Source organism: Leeuwenhoekiella sp. NPDC079379, from assembly GCF_044542075.1.
Classification (GTDB): Bacteria; Bacteroidota; Bacteroidia; order Flavobacteriales; family Flavobacteriaceae; genus Leeuwenhoekiella.
In genome coordinates, this window is record NZ_JBITTU010000004.1 from 204,320 (window position 1) to 217,042 (window position 12,723).

The window sequence follows — 12,723 nt, forward strand, 5'->3', positions numbered from 1 at the left end:
TATTATGAAAAAGATAATTCAAATCGTATCCTACTGCTTTATACTGTTTACTGTATTAAGCTGCCAAGATGATGATTCCACATTAGAGCAGGTTCTGGTTCCTCAGAATCTAGAGGTAATTACAGAGATAACCACAGACGGTTCGGGCAATGTAACCTTTACAGCTTCGGCAGATAATGCAGTGACCTTTAGATTCTCTTTTCCTGATGGCTCTACGGTAGTTGCTCCCGCTGGAGTTTACACAAAGCGTTTTACAAAAACCGGTTTAAATAGCTATCAGGTAACTGTTTTGGCTTATGGTCAGGCAGGTGTGAGTAGTTCTAAACTCGTAGAAGTTTCGGTAGAAAGTGATTTCTCAGATCCCGATGCTATTGAGTTATTAACCGGCGGGGGATCCAAAACCTGGTATTGGGCAGCAGATGTTCCCAATCATCTAGGTGTAGGTCCTAATAATGATGATCCTAATCAGAACTATTTCTGGGCATTCTTTTCATTTACAGAACCTTTTGCCTTAGCAGATATTCCTTCAGCATCCTGTGCATATGATGATGAGTTTATTTTTAGCACATCTAATGGTGAGAATTTAACTTACGTATACGATAATAAAGGCGCATCATTCTTTAACAGAAGCTACGCAAGTGTTGTAGGTGGGCAATCTCCAGATGACAGTTGTTATGAATTTGATACTAGTGGAGAAAATGCTGTTATATTGGCCCCATCTGAGTCTGTAGTTGCTGCAGAGCGTAAGCGCGGTACTGTAATGACACTCGGGGATAATGGTTTTATAGGTTACTATATAGGTACTAATGAATATGAGATTATATCTCTTACCGAAAACAGAATGGTTTTAAGAGCAGTCCAGGGTAATGATCAAGGCTTGGCCTGGTACGTTATCTTAACCTCTCAAAAACCGGTACGTGGAGCTACTGGTCCTGTTGCTGAAACAGATACATTTCCTAACTTATTGTGGTCAGACGAGTTTGATGTTAATGGAGCTCCTAATCCTTTAAACTGGACCTATGATATGGGTAACGGTCAGGTAGGATGGGGAAATAACGAACTTCAATATTATACAGATCGCGCAGACAATGTTAGTGTTGCTGATGGAGTTTTAAATATTACCGCTAAACGCGAAAACTTTATGGGACAGGAGTTTACTTCTGCTCGTTTAAAATCTGAAGGGTTACAGGAATTTACATTTGGTCGTGTTGAGGTACGTGCAAAACTTCCTGAAGGTGTAGGTACCTGGCCTGCAATCTGGATGTTGGGAGCAGATTATCAAACCAATCCCTGGCCGGGAACTGGTGAGATTGATATAATGGAACACGTGGGACGTAATCAAAATGAAGTGTTGTCTACGTTGCATTTTCCGGGAAATTCAGGAGCAAATGGAATATCTCAAAGTACTACAGTTAATGATGTTGCGGGTACCTTTCATGTATATGCAGCAGAATGGACCGAAACTCAAATACGTTTTTATGTAGATGATGAGTTATTTCATCTTTTTGAAAATGATAGTGAAAAACCATTTGACAAAGATTTCTTTTTGATTTTGAACGTTGCGATGGGTGGAAACCTGGGCGGAGACGTAGATCCGGCATTTACACAATCAAGTATGCAGGTTGACTATGTGCGCGTTTACCAGCGAGATTAAAACCTAATAAATGAAAAATAAACTCATTATAACCCTTTACATTTTAATGCTTTTGCCTTTGCTAAATGCAGTGGCGCAAGCAGAGGGTATAAATAATATCGATCCCGTAATTGAGCAAAAAATAGATTCTATAATCAGCTTAATGACGGTTAAGGAAAAAGTAGGTCAAATGACCCAATACAACGGAAGCTTTGACGTGACAGGCGCTCCTTCAGATATTGATTCTAAAACTAAACTTGAAAAACTAAAGAATGGGGAAGTTGGGTCTATGCTTAATGTACTAACTGCAAAAGCCACACGAGAGGCACAGGAAGTAGTAATGCAAAATTCCCGTTTAAAAATACCTTTGATTTTTGGCTACGATGTGATTCACGGGTACAAAACTATGTTTCCGGTTCCTTTAGGGGAGAGTGCCAGCTGGGATTTAGAAGCTTTAAAATTGAGTGCACAAATTGCCGCTGAAGAGACTGCTGCTTCTGGTGTACACTGGACGTTTGCTCCTATGATAGATGTTTCTCGCGATGCGCGATGGGGTCGTATTATGGAAGGTGCAGGTGAAGATCCCTACTTAAATAGTGTTATAGGCGTTGCGCGTATTAAGGGTTTTCAAGGTGAAGATTTAAAAGCTATAAATACAATTGCGGCGTGTGCAAAACACTTTGCAGGATATGGATTTGCCGAAGCAGGTAGAGATTATAATACAGTTAATGTAGGTGAGTCTGAACTGCAAAACGCTATTCTATTACCTTTTAAGGCAGCCTCTGAAGCAGGTGTAGCTACATTTATGAATAGTTTTAATGAGATAGATGGTGTGCCGGCCACAGCTTCTACACATTTGCAGCGAGACATATTAAAAAGAGACTGGGATTATAAAGGATTTATGGTTTCAGACTGGGGATCTATCGCTGAATTAATACCGCATGGGTTTGCAAAAGACAAAATGCAGGCAGGTAAATTAGCTGTTGTTGCTGGTAGCGATATGGATATGGAAGGTCGAGTTTATGAAATGGCTTTAGAACCTTTAGTTGCAGATAATCAAATTGATGAAAAACTACTTAATGATGCAGTGCGTCGTATTCTACGCGTAAAGTTTGCGTTGGGTCTTTTTGAAAATCCGTATAAGTATAGTGATGAAAAGCGCGAGAAGGAGGTTTTGCTTTCAAAAGAAAATCTAGAAGCCTCTCGGGATATCGCTCGTAAATCTATTGTGCTTTTAAAGAACGAAAAGGGAATGCTTCCACTCAAAAAATCGTTGAAAAGTATAGCCGTAATCGGTCCTCTAGCAGATGACAAAGATGCTCCACTAGGAAATTGGCGTGCCCAGGCAATAAAAAATTCTGCAGTTTCTGTTTTAGAAGGAATTAAAAATGCAGTGGGCAAAAACACACAGATTAATTATGCACAAGGCGCTTCTTTAGGTATGGGAGAACGTAGTTTCCTAATGCCATTAACTATAAATGAAACAGATACGTCTGGTTTTACTGAAGCTTTAGAAGCTGCTAAAAAATCTGAAGTGGTTGTTCTGGTAGTTGGTGAGGATGCATTTCAATCTGGAGAGGGGCGTAGCCAAACAACAATTAAGTTAAGAGGTGTTCAGCAAGAATTAATAGACGCGGTAGCTGAGGTTAACAGTAATATAGTTTTAGTTCTAATGAATGGTCGCCCTTTAGATATTAGTAAGCCTAATGAGCAGGTTTCTGCAATTTTAGAAACCTGGTTTTTAGGTTCAGAAGCTGGCAATGCGATAGCCGATGTACTTTTTGGAGCATATAACCCTAGCGGCAAATTACCGGTATCTTTTCCTAGAAATGTAGGACAGGAGCCATTGTATTATAATCAGAAGAATACAGGAAGACCATCTAGTGATATGGTAACTTACTCTGGGTATCAGGATTCTTCAAGAGAAGCCTTGTTTCCTTTTGGTTTCGGGTTGAGCTATTCTACGTTTGAGTATGGTAATGTAAGCCTTGACGCTAAGGACTTTTCTGGTGAGGGTATGCTTAATGTTTCGGTAGCTATAACAAATACCGCTAACGTAGCCGGTAAAGAAACGGTACAATTATACATTAGAGATCTAGTTGCAAGTCGCACGAGACCTGTAAAAGAACTACGTGATTTTAAACAGATTCTGCTTGAAGCAGGAGAGACAAAAACAGTGACTTTTACGATTAACTCAAAAACCTTAGAATTTTATTCCGCGAATGCGAAATGGGAAGTAGAACCAGGAGATTTTGAGATTATGATAGGTACAAATTCTGTTGATTTACAAACAGTAAAGATTACTTATGAGTAATTAAATTTAAACACCTATTGTTTCCCTAGACGTTAGGTGTTTTTCTTAAATATAAAGTGATGATTAAAAACATATTGACTATAGTTGGCCTTACTCTTATATTAGTGAGTTGCAAAGCACAGAAACAGTCACAATTAATTTGGTCAGATGAGTTTAATGGAAACAGACTAAATACGTCTGCATGGAATTTTGAGACGGGTGATGGCTGTCCAAACCTTTGTGGTTGGGGAAATAATGAACGCCAGATCTATACCAAAGATAATCATCGATTAGAAGACGGTAAATTGATTATTACAGCCCGTAAAGATGGAGACGTCTATACATCTACGCGTATTACTACAAAAGGGAAGCACGAGTTTAAATATGGTCGTATGGAAGCTCGTGCAAAATTAGCATTGGGTGAAGGCTTATGGCCGGCATTCTGGATGCTAGGGTCAAATATTGATCAGGCAGGGTGGCCGTCGAGTGGTGAAATAGATATTTTAGAATATGTAGGCAAAGAGCAGGATATGGTATATACAACACTTCACGTTCCTGCTGGTCACGGGGATTCAGCCTTTAGTAAGAAAACAAAAATTGAAGATATAGAAGAGGGATATCATACTTATGCGGCCGAGTGGTCTCCACAGCAGATAGAATTTTTTGTAGATGACAAATCTGTATTTATTTACAACCCAGAAGATAAAACTAAAGAGGTTTGGCCTTTTGATCAGCCGTTTTATTTTATAATTAATCTCGCCATAGGCGGAAACTTTGGCGGTCCTAAAGTTGATGATTCTGTTTTTCCGCAAGAATTTATAATAGATTACGTGCGGGTTTACAAGATGGATTAAACTGGTGTTTAAGAAAAAAAAGGCTCCTATCTAAAGTTAGATAGGAGCCTTTTTTTCAAAATGATTTTTTAAAAGGAATAGCTGAGGTAAACCCCTTGAAAACGAGAATCTAATACTGGCGTAAACGATAAATCTTCGTATTTTTTCTTATGCAATTCAGGAATTAAGATCCCCGATGCCGCACCCATTGCATAACCTAGTAAAACGTCGCTTAAAAAATGATTACCGGCTTCTACTCGCATAACGCCTACGGTTGCAGGTATGATTGCAGCTCCAGTCCAGACAAGCCATTTATTTTTCATATCGGGGTTAAAGTCGGTTAATACTTTAGCCGCAAAAAAAGTAGCTGTAGCAGAAGCAGCTACGTGACCCGAGTAGAAACTTCTTGTATTGGTAGACTTCATACGTTCATCAAGGTCTAAATCTTCATTGTAAGCACGTGGCCGAATACGATCTGTTAAGCCAGCAGATAGTGTAAATAGCGCAGCAGTAGTTGATAAAGATTCCAGATACATCACACTTAACTGACCTATATGATTATTTTGATCGCCCGTAAAGAGCACTGCTAATGGCACAGCGAATGCTGTATAAAAGGGAATATCACTTAATTTATTTAAATCATCGTCATAATTTCCGGCAGACCATCTATCAAAAGAAGGAATATTTTTTTTATCGAGATTTAAAATAGTCTCTTCAGAGATATCTTCTTTATTTTGAATTATTAAAAAACCTCCCGCGGTACCTGCCAGACCTGCACCCAGCCAGGTTGCATCTTTTGCCCAGCTTATTTCGTAAGGAGACGGTTTGTTTTGAGAGTGAAGTGTTATCGAGAAGAAAAGCAAAATTAAAAATGTACTGCGCATAGATAGGTTATTTGGTTGTTGGGCTAAATTCTGTAATTTATAAATATGCTGTATGCGATTTAACGATATTATAGCACTTTCTTCCACCGAAGCAATGACTATATTTGCAAGGTATGAGCACACTTATTTCTTTAAATATTCTTCCGGAAGAATTAGAAAATACAGATCTTATTTTGAGGTATGCTTCAAAAAAAGCAAATATTAAACCAGACCAGATTAGAGATTGGCGTATACGCAAGCGATCAATAGACGCCCGTAAAAAGCCAGTTAAAATGCAACTTCAGATAGAAATATGGAAAACTGAAGAGCAGCGTGAGCATCTTAATAAATTTAATTCTCAAGATGTAAGTAGTTGCCCTGCAATAGCTATAATAGGCGCAGGTCCTGCAGGTTTATATGCAGCTTTGCGTGCTATTGAGGCAGGTTTAAAGCCTATTGTTTTTGAACGCGGTAAAGATGTACGAGAACGCAGACGCGATCTTGCTAAAATAAATAAAGAACAAATTGTAAATCCTGAGTCTAATTATTGTTTTGGAGAAGGGGGTGCCGGTACTTATTCTGACGGGAAGCTTTATACGCGATCAAAAAAACGCGGTAATGTATTAAAGGCTTTAGAGTGGCTGGTAAATTTTGGTGCAGATGAAGATATTTTGGTAGATGCGCACCCGCATATAGGTACAAACAAGTTGCCTAAGCTTATTACAGCAATGCGTGAAGCTATAATTGAAGCCGGTGGTGAGGTTCATTTTGATTCAAAACTTACCGATTTAAAGATCGAAGAAAACAGAATAAAGGGTATTGTTATTAACGAAACCCAGAAGTATGAGTTTACAGAAGTGATATTGGCAACAGGTCATTCTGCCAGAGATATTTTTTATATGCTTCACGATAAAAAGGTAAAGCTTGAGGCTAAACCTTTTGCACTGGGTGTGAGAATAGAGCACCAGCAGGAAGTGATCAATTATATTCAATACCATGGGGAAACTAATAATCCTTATCTCCCGCCGGCTGCTTACAGTCTGGTAGCGCAAATAGATGGAATGGGTGTGTATTCGTTTTGTATGTGCCCCGGTGGGATTATAGCTCCGTGTGCTACAGCGCAGGAGGAGGTAGTTACTAACGGTTGGAGTCCTAGCAAACGTAACAATCCTTATGCAAATTCTGGAATAGTGGTTAGTGTAGAGCCAAAAGATTTACCCAATTACACTCCAAATGATCCTTTTGTATGTCTTAATTTTCAGAAGGAAGTAGAACGTATTTGTTGGGTTGCAGGGGGAAAAACGCAGCAAGTGCCGGCACAACGTATGACCGATTTTGTAAAAGGAATTAAATCTAAAGATTTCCCTAAAACTTCGTATCAACCCGGAATTGTAAGTGCAGATCTTAATAAAGTTTTACCGCATTTAATAGCTAGTAGGCTGAAGAAAGCATTTCTAAATTTCGGTAAAAAAATGCCGGGCTATTTATCTAAAGATGCCGTTTTACATGCTCCGGAAAGCAGAACTTCATCGCCGATATCTATACCCAGAAATAATGAAACTTTAGAACACGTAGAAATTCACGGACTTTACCCTTGTGGAGAAGGAGCAGGTTATGCCGGTGGTATTATGTCTGCTGCAATTGACGGTATTAATTGTGTAGATGCGATAGCTTTAAAATATAAGCTCTAAGATTATAATCACATACACCCATAAATTACAAAAGCCCTGCAATTGCAGGGCTTTTGTTTGGATCTTTGTAGTTTTTTGAATTACTCAGCAGCAGGAGTTTCAACTTGAAGAGTGTCATTAACAACTTCTTCAACTTCAACTTCTTGAACAGGAGCTTCAGGAGCAACTTCTTCCATAGAAGTTTCTTCCATTACTTCTTCTGTCTTCTCCTCAGATGCTTCTCTGCAAGATGCAACTGTAATCATTAGACTCAATGCGAAACCAGCTAATAAAATGCGTTTCATAATTATAAATTTATTGCGTTTAAAATGCGTGCGAATGTAATCTAAATCTCAATACGCCAAACAAATTAATTTAAAATTTTTTTGATTTTTTTAGGCGTATGCCTGGGTGATCATTTTTATTCTTCTATCTAAAAATTGCTTCTCATTTAAATCGAGTTGGGATGCAAAATTATTGATATAAAGTTTAGAATAATTTTTAATAATGTGATGTAGAATTTGACTTCTAGATTTCTTTAGGAGTGCTGTATTTAAACCTATTACCATATTTTTAGGTTCAATTATACATTCTTTTTTAAATGGATTCCAAAAGGTTGTTATATGTACTTTGTCAGAATCAGAATTATTCATATCATCAATGATTTTTTGAAATTTCAAAGCATCATTATGATTTAAATTATTGAGTAATTGTTCCTGGAAGAATGGACTACGCAAAATTAGATCTGCTCTATTAACAGCGCTTTTAATTAGCGTATTTTTTCCCTCGTATTTTAGGTTCATGATAATTAAGTGATTAACTAAATCGATATTTATATCGATAATAAATTAGATTATTTTAATGCTATTATAGGAGGGGTATGGGGCGCTGTAGAGGTCGAAAATATTCTAAAATCATTTGTAGGTTGTCTTAACAACGTAACTAATTTCCTACTAGACTTCTGTCCATTCTCTTACACTACCTAACAAATTTAGAAATTTAATTTTCACTCAAATGTGAGAAAGTACAAATTTAGATACATTACAGAAATAAACGATTAAGTGTAAAATAGAACATTAATAGTTGCTCTATTTCTTAATATTCAAAATAATTTATAGAAATTAATTGATTTAATTGAAGAATATTCATGTATGCTGAAATATCTACTGGGCAATTGAGATAGTTCTATTTTAAAATTAAAATCTAATAGAAATCTTAAAATAAGGGAATTTATTTAAAAACTTGGGAAATAATTAATAGTTGCTATTAAAGTATTTGTAATCATTATTATTAGAAGTGAATTGTCTTGTAATTTAGAGTTGTAAATAACAAGATTATGAAAACTCTTATAACCATATTCAATATATTTTTAATTTCATTTAGTGGAATTACCCTAGATGAAAAACCTGCAGAACTTATTCAAGACCAACTCGTTTTTGATGGTTATGAAGGAAATTATTATTTCTTTACAAATAAAGATTATCAAGCAGTAGTGCTAGAATTATCAAATCAAGAATCTTTAAAATATGATCTTGTAAATGGCAATCTAGAAGGTAAAACTTTTAAAGTCGCTTACAAATCAATTGAAAACCCTAAAAATTCTTCAGCAATAGGTACTATTCAATCTTTAGAACCCATACAGTAACCGTAAATACTAACTTTTAAAAAGCCTATTCGGGCTTTTTTTACAGCTACTAACGACCCAAAATGGTGAATGTCTGGTTAATTTTGTAAAAGAATTTTTAATTGTAATAAAACTGATGTTATGCTGAATACCATACGTGTTGAAGAGAATTTACAGGCAAAGCATATTCGACCCACGGCAATGCGTATTTTGGTTTATAAACTATTAAACAGTGCAGATAAGGCGCTTGCCCTGGCAGATATTGAGCACACCTTTACTTCAGCAGAACGCACCACATTATTTAGAACACTCAAAACTTTTGAAGAGAAGGGTATTGTACATCAAATTCAGGATGGGACAGGTATTACTAAATATGCATTGTGTGAACCTAACTGTAATTGCGAACTCGATCGTGATTTACATTTGCACTTTCACTGTACCATTTGTGACGATACCGTATGCCTTACAGAGCATAAAATACCTCATATTAACTTACCAGAAGGCTATAAGGCCGAAGATGCCAATTTAGTTATAAAAGGAGTGTGTGATAAATGCAATTCACTGTAAATGCACTTCTGTTGCATTGATTTTATAGAGACCTTGCAACTATGAAAACTAAGAATACACCTCCAAACAAAGTTAAAGATTGCTGCATTACAGGCGATGAGCATTCAGAACATGATAACCTTAATGAATCAGGGCATAATCATTCTGTAAATAGTAGTTTTAAATCCTATTTGCCGGGTATTTTCAGTTTTGTCCTTCTAATAACCGGCATTGCATTAGATTTTTTTGAAGTTGGTTTTTTTAGGGGATGGGTGCGGCTTATCTGGTATCTAGTAGCTTACGTTCCGGTAGGCTTACCGGTCGCATTAGAAGGATGGAATAGTATTAAGAATGGGGATTTTTTTACCGAATTTCTCTTAATGACCATCGCAACAATAGGTGCTTTTATTCTGGGAGAATATCCAGAAGGGGTGGCTGTAATGGTTTTTTATGCGGTAGGTGAAGAGTTTCAACATACCGCGGTGAGTAATGCCAAGAAAAATATTAAAGCATTATTAGATGTGCGTCCTAATGAGGCATTGGTATATCGCAATGCTCAGTTTATTTCAGTAGATCCTGATGCTGTAGCAATAGGTGAAAAGCTTCAGGTGCGTGTGGGGGAGAAAATTCCTTTAGATGGAATTTTAACTTCGGAAAAAGCAACGCTTAATACTGCTGCACTAACAGGAGAGAGTACGCCTGCTTCGGTACGAAAAGGAGATAAGGTTTTTGCCGGAAGCATTAATCTTGAGCAGGTAATTGAATTGAAAGCTACCGCAGTATTTAAAGACAGTTCGGTAGCGCGTATTTTAGATCTGGTTCAAAATGCAACTTCCAGAAAATCAAAAACAGAATTATTTATTAGAAAATTTGCTCGTATTTATACGCCAATTGTAGTTTTTCTGGCGATAGGATTAACCTTGTTTCCGTATTTTATTGTTGAAAACTATGTGTTTGGAGATTGGTTATACAGAGCATTAATCTTTCTGGTAATTTCGTGCCCTTGCGCTTTAGTGATTTCAATTCCGCTGGGCTATTTTGGAGGTTTAGGAGCTGCATCCCGCAACGGAATATTATTTAAAGGCGCATCGTTTTTAGATACTATGACTAAAATTAATACGATAGTTATTGATAAAACGGGAACGGTAACACAGGGAGTTTTTAAAATAAAACAAATTGTAAATAATACAGATTTTAGTGAAGCAGAATTTATGGAATATCTGCTGACACTAGAAGAAAAGTCAACTCATCCCATTGCAAAGGCACTTTTAGCGTATAAGCGTGAGACTTCAGGATTTGAAGCGACCTCAATTGCAGAAATTGCCGGTAAAGGTCTGTCGGGTATTGTTAATAATAAAACGGTTTTAGCAGGTAATAAAGCATTAATGAATGCGTACAACATAATCGTACCCAAAGAAACTGAAACAATTGTTGAGTCTTTAATCTACGTTGCTATAGCTGGAAATTTTGCAGGTTATGTAGTTATAGCAGACGCGTTAAAAGAAGATGCACACAGAGCAATTGCTGATCTTCGCAAAGCAGGCATTTCAAAAATCATTATGCTCTCTGGCGATAAAGATTCTATAACTCAACAAGTGGCTAACGAACTTAAACTAGATTGGGCAAAAGGAGGTTTATTACCCGAAGATAAATTGAATGAAGTAGAATTACTTAAAAAGCAGCCCGGTGTTTATGTGGCATTTACAGGTGATGGTATCAATGATGCTCCGGTGCTTGCTGTGAGTGATGTAGGCATTGCAATGGGAGGGTTAGGGAGTGATGTTGCTGTAGAAACGGCAGATGTAATTATACAAACAGACCAACCATCAAAAATTGCAAAAGCCATAAAAATAGGTCATTCTACCCGCAAAATTATTTGGCAAAATATTGCGCTTGCTTTTGGTGTAAAAGCCATAGTTCTGGTGCTAGGAGCAGGAGGTCTGGCTACTATGTGGGAAGCTGTTTTTGCAGATGTAGGCGTTGCATTCTTAGCAATATTGAATGCGATACGTTTACAAAAAATGAACTGGTAACTAACTGGCTTTATGAGCGTAATAAAAATGGTATTACCAAATACTACAAGGTATCTCTGTCTTTTTCCGCTCTGCGTTCTTCTCTATTTTGTTTACGTTCTTCTTTTCGGGCAGCTCGTTTTTCTTTAGCGGTTAGATCTTCATCATCATTAAATGCATCTTTAAATTCAATTTTATCATCAGTTTCTCCTTTAAATGCGCTTATCCAGGCATTTTTAAAAATTCCGCCTATCGTAGGCCAGACACCTGCTTCGACATTATTTAAATCACCTTCAAGAGGAATTTCGGTAGCCAATGTATCTGTACGTTGATTTTTAAAAGCAAATTTAAAAAAGCCTACAAAGCCTTCCCATAGGGTTTCTAGAAAGCCATCTTCTTTGCCTATAAGTTTTGTGTCTATAAGTAACGGTTTCATATACCCCTTAAGATATCCGTCTGCAATTGCTAGCTCGCTATACAATTCTACCGTACCGCTATCAAAATCGATCCCTGCATAGTAGTTTGTAAAATCATTCAATGCCGTTGCATTAGCTTTCTGTAGTGAGAAGGCAAGATCCATATCAGGAACTTCTTTTATAATATTGATATTTCCGTCAAGTTTCACGTTTCCACCTCCAAAAGAAATACCTGTTGCACTAATAGGAGAGGGAAGTACCCGGCCTTTTTCAACCACATTACGCAGGTTGTCTGCGGTAAGCTCTAGCTTTTCAATAGCAAGGTCTACATTAGGATCTGCAGCTAATTGTACAAAAGCCAGTTTACCATTATGCACTTCAAAATGGTTAATTTCTAAAGGAACAATTTCGGTGATCGCTTTAGTCCAGTCATCAACATCTGCAGTACCACCTTCAGGAGTTGTTTTTTGATCTTCAAAAACGTAGATAATTTCGGGGCTGTTCATGGTAATTTCAGCAACAATTTTACCTTTGATTATAGATTTCCATTCTATAGAAATATCAGTCTTCGGGAAATTTAAAAAAGGGACCTGAGTTCCGGCATCTACTTTATTTAAATAAAGTTTGTTAAGCACATAAGCGCCTCTGTACAGTGCAATATCTACATCATCAACCTGCCCGTAATAGCCCGGGATATCTGCTAAGGCTTTGTTGATACTGTTTTTAACCAGAGTTGGTAAATACAGTCTAAACGCAATAAGTAAAACAAGCAGCGTGATGGGTAAAATATATCGCTTTTTTTTATAGCGTGGTTTTTTTGTGGTAGCCATAGT

11 protein-coding genes are annotated in these 12,723 nt (G+C 37.1%); 7 read left to right on the plus strand and 4 right to left on the minus strand.

The features are described from left to right. The first annotated feature begins 4 nt into the window (after nucleotides 1-4). The 3 genes from ACIGAM_RS09270 to ACIGAM_RS09280 are packed head-to-tail and all read left to right on the plus strand — an operon-like array spanning nucleotide 5 to nucleotide 4,780. A complete protein-coding gene (locus tag ACIGAM_RS09270; RefSeq protein WP_396511175.1) occupies nucleotides 5-1,654 on the plus strand; it encodes a family 16 glycosylhydrolase in 1,650 nt (549 codons plus the stop codon). A gap of 10 nt (nucleotides 1,655-1,664) precedes the next feature. Continuing rightward, complete coding sequence (bglX, locus tag ACIGAM_RS09275; RefSeq protein ID WP_396511176.1) at nucleotides 1,665-3,947, plus strand: beta-glucosidase BglX; 2,283 nt, start codon at nucleotides 1,665-1,667, stop codon at nucleotides 3,945-3,947. A gap of 59 nt (nucleotides 3,948-4,006) precedes the next feature. Beyond that, the gene (locus ACIGAM_RS09280; RefSeq protein WP_396511177.1) at nucleotides 4,007-4,780 is read left to right on the plus strand and encodes a family 16 glycosylhydrolase; all 774 of its coding nucleotides are present in this window, start codon (nucleotides 4,007-4,009) and stop codon (nucleotides 4,778-4,780) included. A 68-nt stretch (nucleotides 4,781-4,848) separates the two neighbouring features. Here the strand turns inward: ACIGAM_RS09280 and ACIGAM_RS09285 are convergent, their stop codons facing one another. Beyond that, nucleotides 4,849-5,643 (minus strand): phosphatase PAP2 family protein, encoded by a 795-nt coding sequence (locus ACIGAM_RS09285; RefSeq protein WP_396511178.1) that lies wholly within the window; start codon nucleotides 5,641-5,643, stop codon nucleotides 4,849-4,851. A 113-nt stretch (nucleotides 5,644-5,756) separates the two neighbouring features. Here ACIGAM_RS09285 and ACIGAM_RS09290 point away from each other — a divergent pair, with 113 nt between their 5' ends. Further along, nucleotides 5,757-7,313 carry an NAD(P)/FAD-dependent oxidoreductase gene (locus tag ACIGAM_RS09290; protein WP_396511179.1) on the plus strand — a complete coding sequence of 519 codons (1,557 nt, stop codon included), beginning with the start codon at nucleotides 5,757-5,759 and terminating at the stop codon, nucleotides 7,311-7,313. Nucleotides 7,314-7,393: 80 nt separating this feature from the next. Here the strand turns inward: ACIGAM_RS09290 and ACIGAM_RS09295 are convergent, their stop codons facing one another. Continuing rightward, nucleotides 7,394-7,558: a hypothetical protein gene (locus ACIGAM_RS09295; RefSeq protein WP_159105997.1), complete on the minus strand. Its 165-nt coding sequence runs from the start codon at nucleotides 7,556-7,558 to the stop codon at nucleotides 7,394-7,396. A 129-nt stretch (nucleotides 7,559-7,687) separates the two neighbouring features. Further along, the gene (locus ACIGAM_RS09300; protein WP_396511180.1) at nucleotides 7,688-8,095 is read right to left on the minus strand and encodes a hypothetical protein; all 408 of its coding nucleotides are present in this window, start codon (nucleotides 8,093-8,095) and stop codon (nucleotides 7,688-7,690) included. Between the two features lie 533 nt (nucleotides 8,096-8,628). Here ACIGAM_RS09300 and ACIGAM_RS09305 point away from each other — a divergent pair. From ACIGAM_RS09305 to ACIGAM_RS09315, 3 genes are all read left to right on the plus strand, one after another. Continuing rightward, nucleotides 8,629-8,937, plus strand: coding sequence for a hypothetical protein (locus ACIGAM_RS09305; RefSeq protein WP_396511181.1), 309 nt, complete (start codon nucleotides 8,629-8,631; stop codon nucleotides 8,935-8,937). A 120-nt stretch (nucleotides 8,938-9,057) separates the two neighbouring features. Continuing rightward, a complete protein-coding gene (locus ACIGAM_RS09310; protein WP_396511182.1) occupies nucleotides 9,058-9,483 on the plus strand; it encodes a Fur family transcriptional regulator in 426 nt (141 codons plus the stop codon). Between the two features lie 41 nt (nucleotides 9,484-9,524). Beyond that, nucleotides 9,525-11,495, plus strand: coding sequence for a heavy metal translocating P-type ATPase (locus tag ACIGAM_RS09315; RefSeq protein WP_396511183.1), 1,971 nt, complete (start codon nucleotides 9,525-9,527; stop codon nucleotides 11,493-11,495). A 43-nt stretch (nucleotides 11,496-11,538) separates the two neighbouring features. Here ACIGAM_RS09315 and ACIGAM_RS09320 read toward each other — a convergent pair whose 3' ends face one another. Further along, entirely contained in the window at nucleotides 11,539-12,720 is a 1,182-nt protein-coding gene (locus ACIGAM_RS09320) for a DUF748 domain-containing protein (RefSeq protein WP_396511184.1), read from the minus strand. Nucleotides 12,721-12,723: the final 3 nt, after the last annotated feature.

Coding starts and splice junctions, on each gene's coding strand:
- ACIGAM_RS09305 (WP_396511181.1), top strand. CDS start 8,629: ATGAAAACTCTTATAACCATATTCAATATATTTTTAATTTCATTTAGT.
- ACIGAM_RS09300 (WP_396511180.1), bottom strand. CDS start 8,095: ATGAACCTAAAATACGAGGGAAAAAATACGCTAATTAAAAGCGCTGTT.
- bglX (WP_396511176.1), top strand. CDS start 1,665: ATGAAAAATAAACTCATTATAACCCTTTACATTTTAATGCTTTTGCCT.
- ACIGAM_RS09285 (WP_396511178.1), bottom strand. CDS start 5,643: ATGCGCAGTACATTTTTAATTTTGCTTTTCTTCTCGATAACACTTCAC.
- ACIGAM_RS09270 (WP_396511175.1), top strand. CDS start 5: ATGAAAAAGATAATTCAAATCGTATCCTACTGCTTTATACTGTTTACT.
- ACIGAM_RS09310 (WP_396511182.1), top strand. CDS start 9,058: ATGCTGAATACCATACGTGTTGAAGAGAATTTACAGGCAAAGCATATT.
- ACIGAM_RS09320 (WP_396511184.1), bottom strand. CDS start 12,720: ATGGCTACCACAAAAAAACCACGCTATAAAAAAAAGCGATATATTTTA.
- ACIGAM_RS09290 (WP_396511179.1), top strand. CDS start 5,757: ATGAGCACACTTATTTCTTTAAATATTCTTCCGGAAGAATTAGAAAAT.
- ACIGAM_RS09280 (WP_396511177.1), top strand. CDS start 4,007: ATGATTAAAAACATATTGACTATAGTTGGCCTTACTCTTATATTAGTG.
- ACIGAM_RS09295 (WP_159105997.1), bottom strand. CDS start 7,558: ATGATTACAGTTGCATCTTGCAGAGAAGCATCTGAGGAGAAGACAGAA.
- ACIGAM_RS09315 (WP_396511183.1), top strand. CDS start 9,525: ATGAAAACTAAGAATACACCTCCAAACAAAGTTAAAGATTGCTGCATT.